12 protein-coding genes are annotated in these 12,990 nt (G+C 66.1%); 3 read left to right on the top strand and 9 right to left on the bottom strand.

From position 1 onward, the window contains the following. Positions 1–61: 61 nt before the first annotated feature. From dnaG to DIE23_RS09190, 4 genes are all read right to left on the bottom strand, one after another. The gene (gene dnaG / locus DIE23_RS09175) at positions 62–1,933 is read right to left on the bottom strand and encodes a DNA primase (RefSeq protein WP_124611818.1); all 1,872 of its coding nucleotides are present in this window, start codon (positions 1,931–1,933) and stop codon (positions 62–64) included. Positions 1,934–2,005: 72 nt separating this feature from the next. Next, positions 2,006–2,452 carry a GatB/YqeY domain-containing protein gene (locus tag DIE23_RS09180; protein ID WP_124611819.1) on the bottom strand — a complete coding sequence of 149 codons (447 nt, stop codon included), beginning with the start codon at positions 2,450–2,452 and terminating at the stop codon, positions 2,006–2,008. Between the two features lie 185 nt (positions 2,453–2,637). Beyond that, positions 2,638–2,850 carry a 30S ribosomal protein S21 gene (gene rpsU, locus DIE23_RS09185; protein ID WP_006479415.1) on the bottom strand — a complete coding sequence of 71 codons (213 nt, stop codon included), beginning with the start codon at positions 2,848–2,850 and terminating at the stop codon, positions 2,638–2,640. A 106-nt stretch (positions 2,851–2,956) separates the two neighbouring features. Then, positions 2,957–4,177, bottom strand: coding sequence for an NAD(P)/FAD-dependent oxidoreductase (locus DIE23_RS09190; RefSeq protein ID WP_124611820.1), 1,221 nt, complete (start codon positions 4,175–4,177; stop codon positions 2,957–2,959). A 131-nt stretch (positions 4,178–4,308) separates the two neighbouring features. Here DIE23_RS09190 and tsaD point away from each other — a divergent pair, with 131 nt between their 5' ends. Then, the gene (gene tsaD, locus DIE23_RS09195) at positions 4,309–5,349 is read left to right on the top strand and encodes a tRNA (adenosine(37)-N6)-threonylcarbamoyltransferase complex transferase subunit TsaD (RefSeq protein WP_124611821.1); all 1,041 of its coding nucleotides are present in this window, start codon (positions 4,309–4,311) and stop codon (positions 5,347–5,349) included. Between the two features lie 99 nt (positions 5,350–5,448). Here the strand turns inward: tsaD and folE2 are convergent, their stop codons facing one another. The 4 genes from folE2 to DIE23_RS09215 all read right to left on the bottom strand — a co-directional run bounded on the left by folE2 (position 5,449) and on the right by DIE23_RS09215 (position 9,572). Beyond that, positions 5,449–6,258 (bottom strand): GTP cyclohydrolase FolE2, encoded by an 810-nt coding sequence (gene folE2 / locus DIE23_RS09200; RefSeq protein WP_124611822.1) that lies wholly within the window; start codon positions 6,256–6,258, stop codon positions 5,449–5,451. 154 nt (positions 6,259–6,412) lie between these two features. Then, positions 6,413–8,317 (bottom strand): 1-deoxy-D-xylulose-5-phosphate synthase, encoded by a 1,905-nt coding sequence (gene dxs, locus DIE23_RS09205; RefSeq protein WP_124611823.1) that lies wholly within the window; start codon positions 8,315–8,317, stop codon positions 6,413–6,415. A gap of 80 nt (positions 8,318–8,397) precedes the next feature. After that, a complete protein-coding gene (locus DIE23_RS09210; protein ID WP_124611824.1) occupies positions 8,398–9,282 on the bottom strand; it encodes a polyprenyl synthetase family protein in 885 nt (294 codons plus the stop codon). Then, positions 9,279–9,572 carry an exodeoxyribonuclease VII small subunit gene (locus tag DIE23_RS09215; protein WP_124611825.1) on the bottom strand — a complete coding sequence of 98 codons (294 nt, stop codon included), beginning with the start codon at positions 9,570–9,572 and terminating at the stop codon, positions 9,279–9,281. Before DIE23_RS09215 ends, DIE23_RS09210 begins: the two co-directional genes overlap by 4 nt. 271 nt (positions 9,573–9,843) lie before the next feature. Between DIE23_RS09215 and DIE23_RS09220 the strand changes: the two genes are divergently transcribed. Continuing rightward, on the top strand, positions 9,844–10,950 hold the full coding sequence (locus DIE23_RS09220) for an aromatic ring-hydroxylating dioxygenase subunit alpha (protein WP_124611826.1): 1,107 nt from the start codon (positions 9,844–9,846) through the stop codon (positions 10,948–10,950). A gap of 117 nt (positions 10,951–11,067) precedes the next feature. Then, on the top strand, positions 11,068–11,937 hold the full coding sequence (locus DIE23_RS09225; RefSeq protein ID WP_124611827.1) for a sulfurtransferase: 870 nt from the start codon (positions 11,068–11,070) through the stop codon (positions 11,935–11,937). Between the two features lie 49 nt (positions 11,938–11,986). Here the strand turns inward: DIE23_RS09225 and DIE23_RS09230 are convergent, their stop codons facing one another. Continuing rightward, complete coding sequence (locus DIE23_RS09230; RefSeq protein ID WP_124611828.1) at positions 11,987–12,862, bottom strand: dienelactone hydrolase family protein; 876 nt, start codon at positions 12,860–12,862, stop codon at positions 11,987–11,989. Positions 12,863–12,990: the final 128 nt, after the last annotated feature.

Below are 12,990 nucleotides of genomic sequence, written 5' to 3' on the forward strand. Positions count from 1 at the left end.
AAACCGCTGGAAACCTTATATTATAGCACGCTGGGGCGCCCTCTCTCAGCGCCCCGGCCGCCTACAGCCCGAGCCGACGCTTCATGTCGGTTCGCTGCTGGTTCAATTCCGTCAATTCGGCCAACTCCTCGGGTGTGAAGGTGGATTGCCGCGCCAGCCGATCGAGCCGGTCGCAGCAAGCGTCATAGCGCATCTTGAGCACCGCGGCCTGCAGTTCCTCCCCCGCGATCCGTTCCTGTTCACGCTGCCGCTCGGGCACCGTCTCGTCTTCCGGATTCTGTAACAGCAAATCGCGGACGTTTTCATCATAGTCCAGAATTTCGCGGAAGATTTCCTCGTAAGTCGCCCCGTTCGAGGACGTCCGCAGGACATCCGACAGTAGCCGGAACTCCGCACCGTCGCCCAGCGCACGCGCATGCTCGACGACTTCGGCGAACAGTTCGCCGATCCGCGGCAGCGCGCGCAGGGTCGCAAGCTGTTCGTCGTCGAGCTGCGACGCGATCCGCGGGTGCATCACGAGCGTACGCAACGCACGCTTTTCGCTGTCCGTCACGCGCCGCCGCTCGCTGCGCGCGGGCGCCTGGCGCGCCGGCGCCGCGATGCGCGCATCGACGTCCGACAGCCCCGCGACTTCCTCGAACGGGATATCGAGACGGTCGGCGAACATGTGCATGATCTGTGCGCGCAACGCGTTCGCCGGCAGCGCCTGCAACAGCGGCTTCGCGTCGAACAGCGCCTTCGCGCGACCTTCCGGCTGATCGAGCGCCTTGCCGGCAATTGCTTCGTTCAACAGAAATTGTGACAGCGGCATCGCGCGCTCGACCTGCTCGGAGAATGCGTCCGCACCGAATTCGCGTACATAGCTGTCCGGATCGTGTTCGGACGGCAGGAAAAGGAATCGGATCGTGCGGTTGTCCGCCGCATGCGGCAGGCACGCCTCGAGCGCGCGGCGCGCCGCACGCCGGCCGGCCGAGTCGCCGTCGAAGCTGAAAATGACCGTGTCGGTCTGGCGCAGCAACTTCTGTACGTGGATCGGCGTGCATGCCGTGCCGAGCGTCGCGACCGCGTTCGGGAAGCCGAGCTGCGCGAGCGCGACGACGTCCATGTAGCCTTCGACGACCAGCACGTACTTGCGCTCGCGGATCGCGAGGCGCGCCTCGAACAGCCCGTACAGTTCGCTGCCCTTGTTGAACAGCGGCGTTTCGGGCGAGTTCAGGTATTTCGGCTCGCCGCTTCCGAGCACGCGGCCACCGAACCCGATCACCTGCCCCTTCACGTTGCGGATCGGGAACATGATCCGCTCGCGGAACCGGTCGTAGCGGCGCGCGACGCCTTGCGCGTCGGTCTTCTCGCTGACGATCACGAGCCCCGATTCGACGAGCGAGTCGTCGCGGTAGTCCGGGAACGCGGTTTCGAGGTTCTGCCAACCGTCCGGCGCATAGCCGAGCCCGAAGCGCGCGGCGATCTCGCCGGTCAGGCCCCGGTTTTTCAGGTACTGGATCGCGACGGTCGCGCCACGCAATTGCTTGCGGTAGTAGTCGCACGCGGCGGACATCACGTCGGACAACGCGGTCGCCACCGATTTCGACACCGGCGCGGGATAATCGCCGCCGCCCCCAACGCCTCCGCCGCGCATCGACGGCTCGTGCGGCACGGTCAGCCCGACCGATTGCGCGAGCTCCTGCACGGCTTCCGGGAACGTGAGCCCCGCATGCTCCATCAGGAAGCCGATCGCCGTGCCGTGCGCGCCGCAGCCGAAGCAGTGATAGAACTGCTTGGTCGGACTGACGGTAAACGACGGGCTCTTCTCGTTATGGAACGGGCACAACCCCATGAAGTTGGCGCCGCCCTTCTTGAGCTGCACATACCGGCCCACCACGTCGACGATATCGACGCGGTTCAGCAAGTCCTGCAGGAACGAATGCGGAATCACCGTGGGATCGAGCGAAAAAAAGACAATACGACGCCCCGGCGCACGCGCAAGCGACGCGCCGGGAGGCGGGCTTTACTTCGACAGCGCGGCCTTGACCTGCGCGGAAACGGCCGTCATGTCGGCGCGGCCGGCCAGCTTGCCCTTCAGCACGCCCATCACCTTGCCCATGTCCTGCGGGCCGGCTGCGCCGGTTGCCGCGACCGCGGCCTGAACTTCGGCGGCCACTTCGGCGTCCGACAGTTGCGTGGGCATGTAGGCGCCCAGCACCGTCAGTTCGGCCTGCTCCTTCGCGACGAGATCGTCGCGGCCGGCGGCCTGGAACTGGCTGATCGAGTCCTTGCGCTGCTTGATCATCTTGTCGATCACCGCGGTGATGCCCGCGTCGTCGAGGGTCACCCGATCATCGACTTCGCGCTGCTTGATCGCGGCCATCAGCAGGCGAATCGTCGCCAGACGCTCGCTTTCCTTCGCGCGCATCGCGGCCTTCATGTCTTCGCTGATCTGCTCTTTCAAACTCATCTTGCACCCGGGATGGAAACGTGACTTCGACGCCCGCGAACGGACGTCAACACAAAAACCCGCTTGGGACTAAGTCTCAAGCGGGTTGCTCGAATCCGGCATCGGCGACTCGCGGCCCCATATCGAGGCCGATCGTGCGGAGGTCGCCGGTGCGCCGCTCGGTGAATCGCGCGGCGCTCAATCGTTCAGTACAGCTTCTTCGGCAGCGTCTGGCTGCGGATCCGCTTGTAATGACGCTTCACCGCAGCAGCCTTCTTGCGCTTGCGCTCGGCGGTCGGCTTCTCGTAAAACTCCCGCGCACGAAGCTCGGTCAGCAGACCGTTCTTCTCGATCGTGCGCTTGAAGCGACGCATGGCGACTTCGAACGGCTCGTTTTCTTTAACGCGAATGATCGTCATGATCCGACACGAATAAAGGTTTGCAGGGAAGGCTTACGAGTATAGCAGAGCGTCGTGCAAAGACATAAGGGCCGGGCCCCGTCAACCGCGGGCCCGCCCGGCCGTATCAGGCGCCGCGCGAAAACTCCGCCGCCGCCTGCCCGGCCGCCGTGCCGGACGCCCACGCCCACTGGAAGTTGTAGCCGCCGAGCCAGCCCGTCACGTCCACCGCCTCGCCGATGAAGAACAGCCCCGGCACCCGCGCACTCATCATCGTCGCCGATGACAATTCGCGCGTATCGACGCCGCCTTTCGTCACCTCGGCCTTCTTGTAGCCCTCGGTGCCGTTCGGCGTCAGCGTCCAGCCGGACAGCGCGTCGCCGATCTGGCGCAGCGTCTTGTCGGGCAGGTCCGCGAGCCGCGCGTCGGCCGCGACGCGGTGCGTGTCGATCCAGACGTGGGCGAGGCGCGACGGCACCCAGTCCGCGAGCAGCGAGCCGATCTGGCGCTTCGACGTGCGCTTCGCTTCGAGCAGGTCGGCCACCGCGTCGCGCTGCGGCAGCAGGTCGATACGGATCGGGTCGCCGGACTGCCAGTAGCTGGAGATCTGCAGGATGCCGGGACCCGACAGACCGCGATGGGTCAGCAGCAGGTCCTCGACGAATTCGCCGCCGCGCTTCTTGTCGCCGGTCGACACGCGCACTTCGAGCGACACGCCGGACAGCGCCGCGAACGGCTCCCAGTCCTGCTGTGCAAAGGTGAGCGGCACGAGCGCGGGCCGCGTATCGACGAGCTTGTGGCCGAACTGCTTCGCGAGCCGGTAGCCGAAATCGGTCGCGCCGATCTTCGGGATCGACAGGCCGCCGGTGGCGACGACCAGCGCGCGTGCGCGGATCGGCCCCGCCTGCTGCGTGTCGAGCGTAAAGCCGTCGGCCGGCGCATGGCGCACCGCGTCGACGACCACCGGCCGGCGCCAGGCGATGCCGCCCGCGTCGCACTCGTGCTTCAGCACGTCGATGACCGCATCGCTGCCGTGATCGCAAAAGAGTTGCCCCTTGTGCTTCTCGTGCCAGGTCACGTGATGGCGCTTGAGCAGCCCGAGGAAGTCGCGCGGCGTGTAGCGCGCGAGCGCCGAGCGCGCGAAATGCGGATTCGACGACAGGTAGTTGTCGGGGCCCGCGTAGAGATTCGTGAAGTTGCAGCGGCCGCCGCCCGAAATGCGGATTTTCTCGGCGAGCCGCGGCGCGTGGTCGATCAGCACCACGCGGCGGCCGAGTTGTCCGGCGACCGCGGCGCTCATCATCCCGGCGGCGCCCGCGCCGATCACGGCGATATCGTAAGTTTCCATGGCGCGGATTGTACCTGCCCGGCCGCGCGCCCGGGCCGCACCCCAGCGGCGGCCGGCCGCCGCCTGCTATAATTTGCGGTTACGTTTACCTTCTTGCGGCGCGCTCGGCGCAGCGCGCCCCGCCCCGACCCATGCTCGTTCTCGGCATCGAAAGCTCCTGCGACGAAACCGGCCTCGCGCTCTACGACACGCAGCGCGGCCTGCTCGCGCACGCGCTCCATTCGCAGATCGCGATGCACCGCGAATACGGCGGCGTCGTGCCCGAGCTCGCGTCGCGCGACCACATCCGCCGCGCGCTGCCGCTGCTCGAGGAAGTCATGGCGCAAAGCGGCACGCGCCGCGACGACATCGACGCGATCGCGTTCACGCAAGGCCCCGGCCTCGCCGGCGCGCTGCTGGTCGGCGCGAGCATCGCGAATGCGCTCGCGCTCGCGTGGAACAAGCCGACCGTCGGCATCCATCACCTCGAAGGCCACCTGCTGTCGCCGCTGCTCGTCGACGAGCCGCCGCCATTCCCGTTCATCGCGCTGCTGGTGTCGGGCGGCCATACGCAACTGATGCGCGTGACCGACGTCGGCGTGTACGAAACGCTCGGCGAAACGCTCGACGACGCGGCCGGCGAAGCGTTCGACAAGACGGCGAAGCTGATCGGCCTCGGCTATCCGGGCGGCCCGGAAGTGTCGAAGCTTGCTGAAACGGGCACGCCGGGCGCGGTCGTCCTGCCGCGCCCGATGCTGCATTCGGGCGATCTCGACTTCAGCTTCAGCGGCCTGAAGACGGCCGTGCTCACGCAGATGAAGAAGTTCGAGGCGGCGAAACTGGAGGGCGAGGCGCTCGAGCGCGCGAAGGCCGATCTCGCGCGTGGCTTCGTCGACGCGGCCGTCGACGTGCTCGTCGCGAAGTCGCTCGCCGCGCTCAAGACGACGAAGCTCAAGCGCCTCGTGGTCGCGGGTGGTGTCGGTGCGAACCGCCAGTTGCGCGCGGCGCTGTCGGCCGCCGCGGCCAAGCGCGGCTTCGACGTGCACTATCCGGATCTCGCGCTCTGCACCGACAACGGCGCGATGATCGCGCTCGCCGGCGCATTGCGGCTCGGCCGCTGGCCCGAGCAGGCGAACGCCGACTACGCGTTCACGGTGAAACCGCGCTGGGATCTCGCGTCGCTCCCACGCTGATTCGCTCAACGCGACATCCTGCGCACCGGCACACACCGGCAAACAAAAAGGCCGCTCGATCGAGCGGCCTTTGTTCGTTGCAGCGGCAAAAACGCAGCGTTACGCGGCGTATCGCTTGTCGCGCTCGATCAGCGCATACGCGCTGTGATTGTGGATCGACTCGAAGTTTTCGGCTTCGAGCACATAGGCGGCCACGCGCTCGTCCGCATCGAGACGCTGCGCGACGTCGCGCACCAGATCCTCGACGAACTTCGGATTCTCGTATGCGCGCTCCGTGACGAACTTCTCGTCCGGACGCTTCAGCAAGCCCCACAGCTCGCACGACGCCTCTTCTTCCGCGATGCGGATCAGCGCCTCGACCGGCAGGTCGGCCGCGAGCTCCGCGTCGATCGTCACGTGCGAACGCTGGTTGTGTGCGCCGTACTGCGAGATCTTCTTCGAGCATGGGCACAGGCTCGTCACCGGCACGAGCACCTTCAGGAACAGACGCGCTTCGCCGTTGCGGCTTTCGCCCGCGAGCGTCACTTCATAATCGAGCAGGCTCTGCACGCCCGACACCGGCGCCGTCTTGTTCACGAAGTACGGGAACGTGACTTCGATGCGGCCGGCCTCGGCTTCCAGCTTCTGGAGCATCGACGCGAGCATCGCGCGGAAGCGCTCGACCGTCAGCGGCGCACGATTCTCCTCGAGCAGCGCGACGAAGCGCGACATGTGCGTGCCCTTCTGATCGGCGGGCAAGCGCACGTCGAGATTCCAGACGCCGACGGTCGGCTGCACGTCGCCGCTTTCGGTACGCACCGTCAACGGATGCCGGACCGCCTTCACGCCCACGCGCTGAATCGGAATCTGGCGGGTATCCACCGTGCTCTGCACGTCGGGCATCACGAAGGCGGGATTCATCTGGTTCATCTTGTTCAATCCTTGTAAGCCGCGCGTTCGACGACGCGCACGCCGCGTCATGCGGCAGCCGGAAAAGCAACATGGGCCCGCAGGCCCATGTTTTCCGCATCAATGTAGACCGGTTGCGCCAGTCGCACCGACGCCGCCCGCAGGCGGCGCCAGCTTATGCGACGCGCTTCGCCTGACCGGCAACATCGGCCGCCGGGCTCAGGAAGCGTTCGCGAATCGATTTCGCGATGCCCGCGCCGTCGAGGCCGCATTGCGACAGCAGCTTCGCGGGATCGCCGTGATCGATGAACTGGTCAGGGAGGCCCAATTGTATTACGGGTCGGATAACCCCACTCTCCATCAGGGCTTCGACGCAGGCCGAGCCCGCGCCGCCCATCACGCAGCCTTCCTCGACCGTGACGAGGTAGTCGTGCGTCTCGGCGAGTTCACGCACGAGCGCCGCATCGACCGGCTTCACGAAGCGCATGTTCGCGACCGTTGCGTCGAGTTCCTCACCCGCCGCCAGCGACGGCGCGACCATCGTGCCGAACGCGAGGATCGCGACGCGCTTGCCTTCCGGCTGCGACGTACGGCGACGTACTTCGCCCTTGCCGAGCGGGATCCCGGTGAGCTCCTTCACCGTCGCCACACCCGTGCCCGCGCCGCGCGGATAGCGCACCGCGGTCGGGTTCGGCTGCTGAAGCGCAGTGTGCAGCATCTGGCGGCACTCGTTCTCGTCGGACGCGGCCATGACCGTCATGTTCGGGATGCAGCGCATGAACGCGAGATCGTAAGCACCGGCGTGCGTCGCACCGTCGGCGCCGACGAGGCCCGCGCGGTCGATCGCGAACACGACCGGTAGGTTCTGCAGCGCGACGTCGTGAATCAGCTGGTCGTATGCACGCTGCAGGAACGTCGAATAGATCGCGACGACGGGCTTCAGCCCTTCGGTCGCGAGACCGCCCGCGAACGTCACCGCGTGCTGCTCGGCGATGCCGACATCGTAGTAGCGATCCTTGAAGCGCTTCTCGAACTCGACCATGCCCGAGCCTTCGCGCATCGCGGGCGTGATGCCGACGACGCGCGTATCGCGCTCGGCTTCATCGCACAGCCATTCGCCGAACACCTGCGTGTACGTCTTCTTCGCGGGCGTGGCCGACGGCTTGATGCCTTCTGCCGGATTGAACTTGCCGGGGCCGTGATAGAGCACGGGATCGGCTTCGGCGAGCTTGTAGCCCTGGCCTTTCTTCGTCACCACGTGCAGGAATTGCGGACCGCGCAGTTCGCGGATGTTCTGCAGCGTCGGGATCAGCGAATCGAGATCGTGACCGTCGATCGGGCCGATGTAGTTGAAGCCGAACTCCTCGAACAGCGTGGCCGGCACGACCATGCCCTTCGCGTGCTCCTCGAGCTTGCGCGCGAGTTCGAGCACAGGCGGCGCCACGCTCAGCACGCGCTCGACGCCGGCCCGCGCGGCCGCGTAGAAGCGACCCGACATCAGGCGGGCGAGATGGCGGTTCAGCGCGCCGACCGGCGGCGAAATCGACATGTCGTTGTCGTTGAGGATCACGAGGAGCTTCGCATCCTCCGACACGCCCGCATTGTTCATCGCCTCGAACGCCATGCCGGCCGTCATCGCGCCGTCGCCGATCACCGCGATCGAGAAGCGGTCGTCGCCGTTCAGCTGGCTGCCGATCGCCATGCCGAGCGCCGCCGAAATCGACGTGCTCGAATGCGCGGTGCCGAACGTGTCGTATTCGGACTCGCTGCGGCGCGGGAAACCCGAGATGCCGTCGTACTGGCGCAGCGAATGCATCTGGTCGCGGCGGCCCGTCAGGATCTTGTGCGGGTAGGTCTGGTGACCCACGTCCCAGACGATCCGGTCGTTCGGCGTGTTGAACACGTAGTGCAACGCGATCGTCAGCTCGACCGTCCCGAGGTTGGACGACAAATGGCCGCCCGTCTTCGACACGCTGTCGAGCACGAACGCGCGCAGTTCATCCGCGAGCGGTTGGAGTTGGCGACGATCGAGGCGGCGCAGATCCGCCGGGTCGTCGATGGTTTTCAGCAAGTCGTACATCGTCGTTCCATTGTAGGAAATCAAACGCGCCCGCATTCTATTGCACGCACCGTAGCGTGTGCGCAGCGGCGGGCTTCGCGTCAGCTGACCCGGTTCACCACCAGGTCGGCAAGTTCGGCGAGACGCTGTGCGCGTGCGCCGAACGGTTTCAACGCATCGTGCGCTTCGGCGCGCAACTGCGCCGCGAGCTCGCGCGACGCGTCGAGGCCGAGGATCGATACGTAGGTCGGCTTGTCGTTCGCCGCATCCTTGCCGGCCGTCTTGCCGAGCGTCGCCGAATCGGTCGTGACGTCGAGAATGTCGTCGACGACCTGGAAGGCCAGACCCACGGCCCCCGCGTAAACGTCGAGCGCGGCCATCGCTTCCGCCGACGGCGTGTCGCCCGCCAGCGCGCCCATCCGCACGGCCGCGCGCAACAGCGCGCCCGTCTTCATCCGGTGCATCGTCTCGAGCTGCTCGCGCGTCAGCTTGAGGCCAACGCTCGCCAGGTCGATCGCCTGCCCGCCGGCCATGCCGATCGAGCCGCTCGCCAGCGCCAGTTCGCGCACGAGCGCGGCCTGCTGCACCGGCGACAGCGCCGCGGCATCGGTCAGCGCGACGAATGCCTGCGACTGCAGCGCATCGCCGACCAGCAGTGCCGTCGGCTCGTCGTACTGCACGTGCACGGTCGGCTTGCCGCGTCGCAGCGCGTCGTCGTCCATGCACGGCATGTCGTCGTGCACGAGCGAGTAGACGTGGATCATCTCCAGCGCCGCCGCCGCCGCGTTGCGCGCCGCTTCGGTCGCGCCGGTCAGTTCGCCTGCTGCATGGCACAGCAGCGGGCGAACGCGTTTGCCGCCGCCGAGGACCGCGTAGCGCATTGCTTCGTGGAGTTGCGTGGGCACCACGTTTTCAGCCGGCAAATAGTGGCCGAGTGCGTCCTCGACACGGTCGAGCACGGACCGCATCCATTGTTCGAATGTCATAGATCGTCGTCTTCGCCGTCCGTGGCGGCCGTTCCGGACGAAAGCGGCTTCAGCGTCGCGCCGTCGAGCACGCGAACCTGCTGCTCCACTTTCTCGAGCTGCTGTTGGCAAAACGCAACGAGGGTCGCACCGCGGCGATACGCAGCGAGCGAATCCTCGAGGCTCAACGTGCCGCCTTCCATCCGGGCAACCAGCGTCTCGAGTTCCGCGAGCGCCGTTTCATAGTTGTCCGGCAACGGTTCGGTGCCATTGCCGGGCGGGGTGGCGCCTGGGGATGCGGTTTTCGCCATGGACGAGGGTGTCAAATTTCAAAACAAGTCGGACATTCTACGGCAAAAGAGAATTTTCCGACCTGACGACTTGGGCACCCGGGCACGCATTCGGGCCCCTTCTTCGACACACATTGTGCGCCACTCGTTCGTCGCCCGACAAAAAATTGACACAAATCAGGCACTTAATCCTAGCCTTGCGAGGCGAACCCGGTATAATTCCCCGTTTCCCTAAATCGATTTTTCGATGGTTGGGTTGTTCACTGCTTTCACGCTATCACCGGGAGTGGGAATGTCCAATCTGAGCGATGCGCTTCAGTTGAAGTCGGCCCATAGCCAGCTTCCAGTCACTGCATACTTCGATGAGGCGCTGCTTGAGCGCGAGATCGAAACCCTCTTCAAGAAAGGACCTCGTTACGTCGGGCACGAGTTGATGGTGCCCGAGGCGGGGGATTATTTTGCGCTGCCGTCCGAGAAGGAAGGCCGCGTGCTGGTCCGCAACCCGGCGAACCAGATCGAACTGCTGTCGAACGTGTGCCGTCACCGTCAGGCGATCATGCTGAACGGGCGCGGCCACACGCAGAACATCGTGTGTCCGCTGCATCGCTGGACGTACGATCTGGAAGGCCAGCTGCTCGGCGCGCCGCACTTCCCCGACAAGCCGTGCCTGAATCTCGGCAAGAGCCCGCTGCAGAACTGGCAGGGGCTGCTGTTCGAGGCCGAAGGCCGCAACGTCGCGCGCGATCTCGCGAACCTCGGCACGAAGCATCACTTCGACTTCTCCGAGTATCACTTCGACCACGTCGAAGTGCACGAGTGCGATTACAACTGGAAGACGTTCATCGAGGTCTACCTCGAGGATTATCACGTCGTCCCGTTCCACCCGGGCCTCGGCAGCTTCGTGTCGTGCGACGATCTCAAATGGGAGTTCGGCGACTGGTACAGCGTGCAGACGGTCGGCGTGCACAACGCCCTCGCGAAACCGGGCAGCGCGACCTACAAGACGTGGCACGAGCAGGTGCTCAAGTTCCGCAACGGCGTGCCGCCGGAGTTCGGCGCGATCTGGATGGTCTACTACCCGGGCCTGATGATCGAGTGGTATCCGCACGTGCTCGTCGTGTCGTGGCTGATTCCGCGCGGCCCGCAGAAGACGACCAACATCGTCGAGTTCTATTACCCCGAGGAAATCGCGCTGTTCGAGCGCGAGTTCGTCGAGGCCGAGCGCGCCGCCTATATGGAGACGGCCGTCGAGGACGACGAAATCGCGATGCGGATGGACGCAGGCCGCCACGCACTGATGGCGCGCGGCGAATCACAGGTCGGCCCGTACCAGAGCCCGATGGAAGACGGCATGCAGCACTTCCACGAGTTTCTGCGTCGCCACCTCGGCGATCTCTGATCGTGCGCGTGGCGCGTCGGCGCCGCACGGCATTCGGCATATGAAAAGACGGGTTTCGGCCCGTCTTTTTTTGTTTAGACTTGGAGTATCAGGCCGTTTGCACTCCAGGGAGCCGTCATGCCACATACCCACTACACCACGCTCATCTCCGCAACCAACCTCGCCGAGCGCCTGGCCGCGGCGCCGGGCAGCGTCGCCGTGTTCGACTGCCGCTTCGATCTCGTCGATCCGGGCGCAGGCGAAGCCGCCTATGCGGCCGGCCATATCCCGGGCGCGCAGTATCTCCACCTCGACCGCGACCTGTCCGGCCGCAAGACCGGCACCAACGGCCGCCATCCGCTGCCGACCCGCGACGCACTCGCGACGCTGATCGCCAGCCGCGGCGTCAAGCAGGGCCAGCAGGTCGTCGCCTATGACGCACAAGGCGGCGCGTATGCGGCACGCCTGTGGTGGCTGCTACGCTGGCTCGGACACGATTCCGTCGCGGTGCTCGACGGCGGCCTGCAGGCATGGGAAGCGGCCGGCCAGGCGCTGGCCACCGACGTGCCGCACCCGGCCGCCGGCGACTTCCGCGCGGCAGCCCCGCTCGAATCGACGGTCGACGCGGCGGCCGTGCTCGCGAACGTGACGTCGGCCAAGCGTGTCGTAATCGATGCGCGCGCGCCGGATCGCTATCGCGGCGAAAACGAAACGATCGATCGTGTCGGCGGCCACATTCCCGGCGCACGCAATCGGTTCTTCAAGGACAACCTGGCCGGCGACGGCCGCTTCAAGACCGGTCACGAGCTGCGCGAGACGTTCACCACGCTGCTGGCCGGCACCGAACCGAACAGCGTGATCCTGCAATGCGGGTCCGGCGTGACCGCATGCCACAACGCGCTTGCGCTCGAGATCGCGGGGCTGCACGGTGCGTCGCTGTATCCGGGCTCGTGGAGCGAATGGAGCGCCGATCCGTCGCGACCGATCGCGACCGGCCCGAACCCGTAAGCACCGGTGCGACGCAACGACAAGGCGGCGGCAGATGCCGCCTTGTCGTTTACATCACGCCGTACTTGTGGAGCCACGCGATCGCGCGCTTCCAGCTCTCCTCCGCATCGGCCTTCACATAGCTTGGCCGGTAATCGGCAAAGAACGCGTGACCGGCATCCGGATACACGACGATTTCCGATTCCCGCGCGAGCTTCGAGTCGCTCGTCTGGATCGCCTTGCGCATGTCCGCGAGCGCCGCCTGCGTGATGTTCGTGTCCTTCTCGCCGTACAGCCCAAGCACGGGCACCTTCAACAACGACGCATGATCGACCGGGTTGAACGGCGTCATCTCGTCGGTCTTGCCCTCGACGAACCCATACCACGCCACGGCCGCGCGCACGTGTGGATTGTGCTCCGCATACAGCCACGCCTGACGGCCCCCCCAGCAGAACCCCGTCACGCCCAGGCGCGACAGATCGCCGCCGTTCTTGCCGGCCCATGCGACGGTCGCGTCGAGATCCTCGGTGACCTGGCGGTCGGGCACCTTGCTGATGATGTGCTCGTCGAGCTCCTTGATCGTCGGATACTTCGACGCGTTGCCCTGCCGCGCGAACAGGTCGGGCGCGATCGCGAGATAGCCGAGCTTCGCGAAGCGGCGGCAGACGTCGGCGATATGCGCATGCACGCCGAAGATCTCGTGGATCACGATGACGACCGGCAGGTTCGTCTTGCCTTTCGGCTGCGCGCGATACGCGGGCACGCTCGCATCGCCCGAGCGGATTTCGACGGTGTCGACATCCAGCCCGTCGCTGTCGGTCGTGACCGTCTGCGCCGACACGGGCAGCACGGCCGCCGCGAAGGCGCCGCCCAGCGCGGCCTGCATGAACTTGCGGCGCGAGAACGGAACGTGGGGAACCAGGCTGTCGACTTCGGGTTTCAACATGAATGCACTCCTCGTTTGGGCGCCGCCGTCACGACCACAGATTCGACCTGACGTGGCATCACACTGGCGGACGGCGCGGATGTCGCGGCGGTTGGCACCCCGCCGCAAGCGGAAACCCGCACAAGATG

The organism is Burkholderia sp. Bp9143, assembly GCF_003853645.1.
Classification (GTDB): Bacteria; Pseudomonadota; Gammaproteobacteria; order Burkholderiales; family Burkholderiaceae; genus Burkholderia.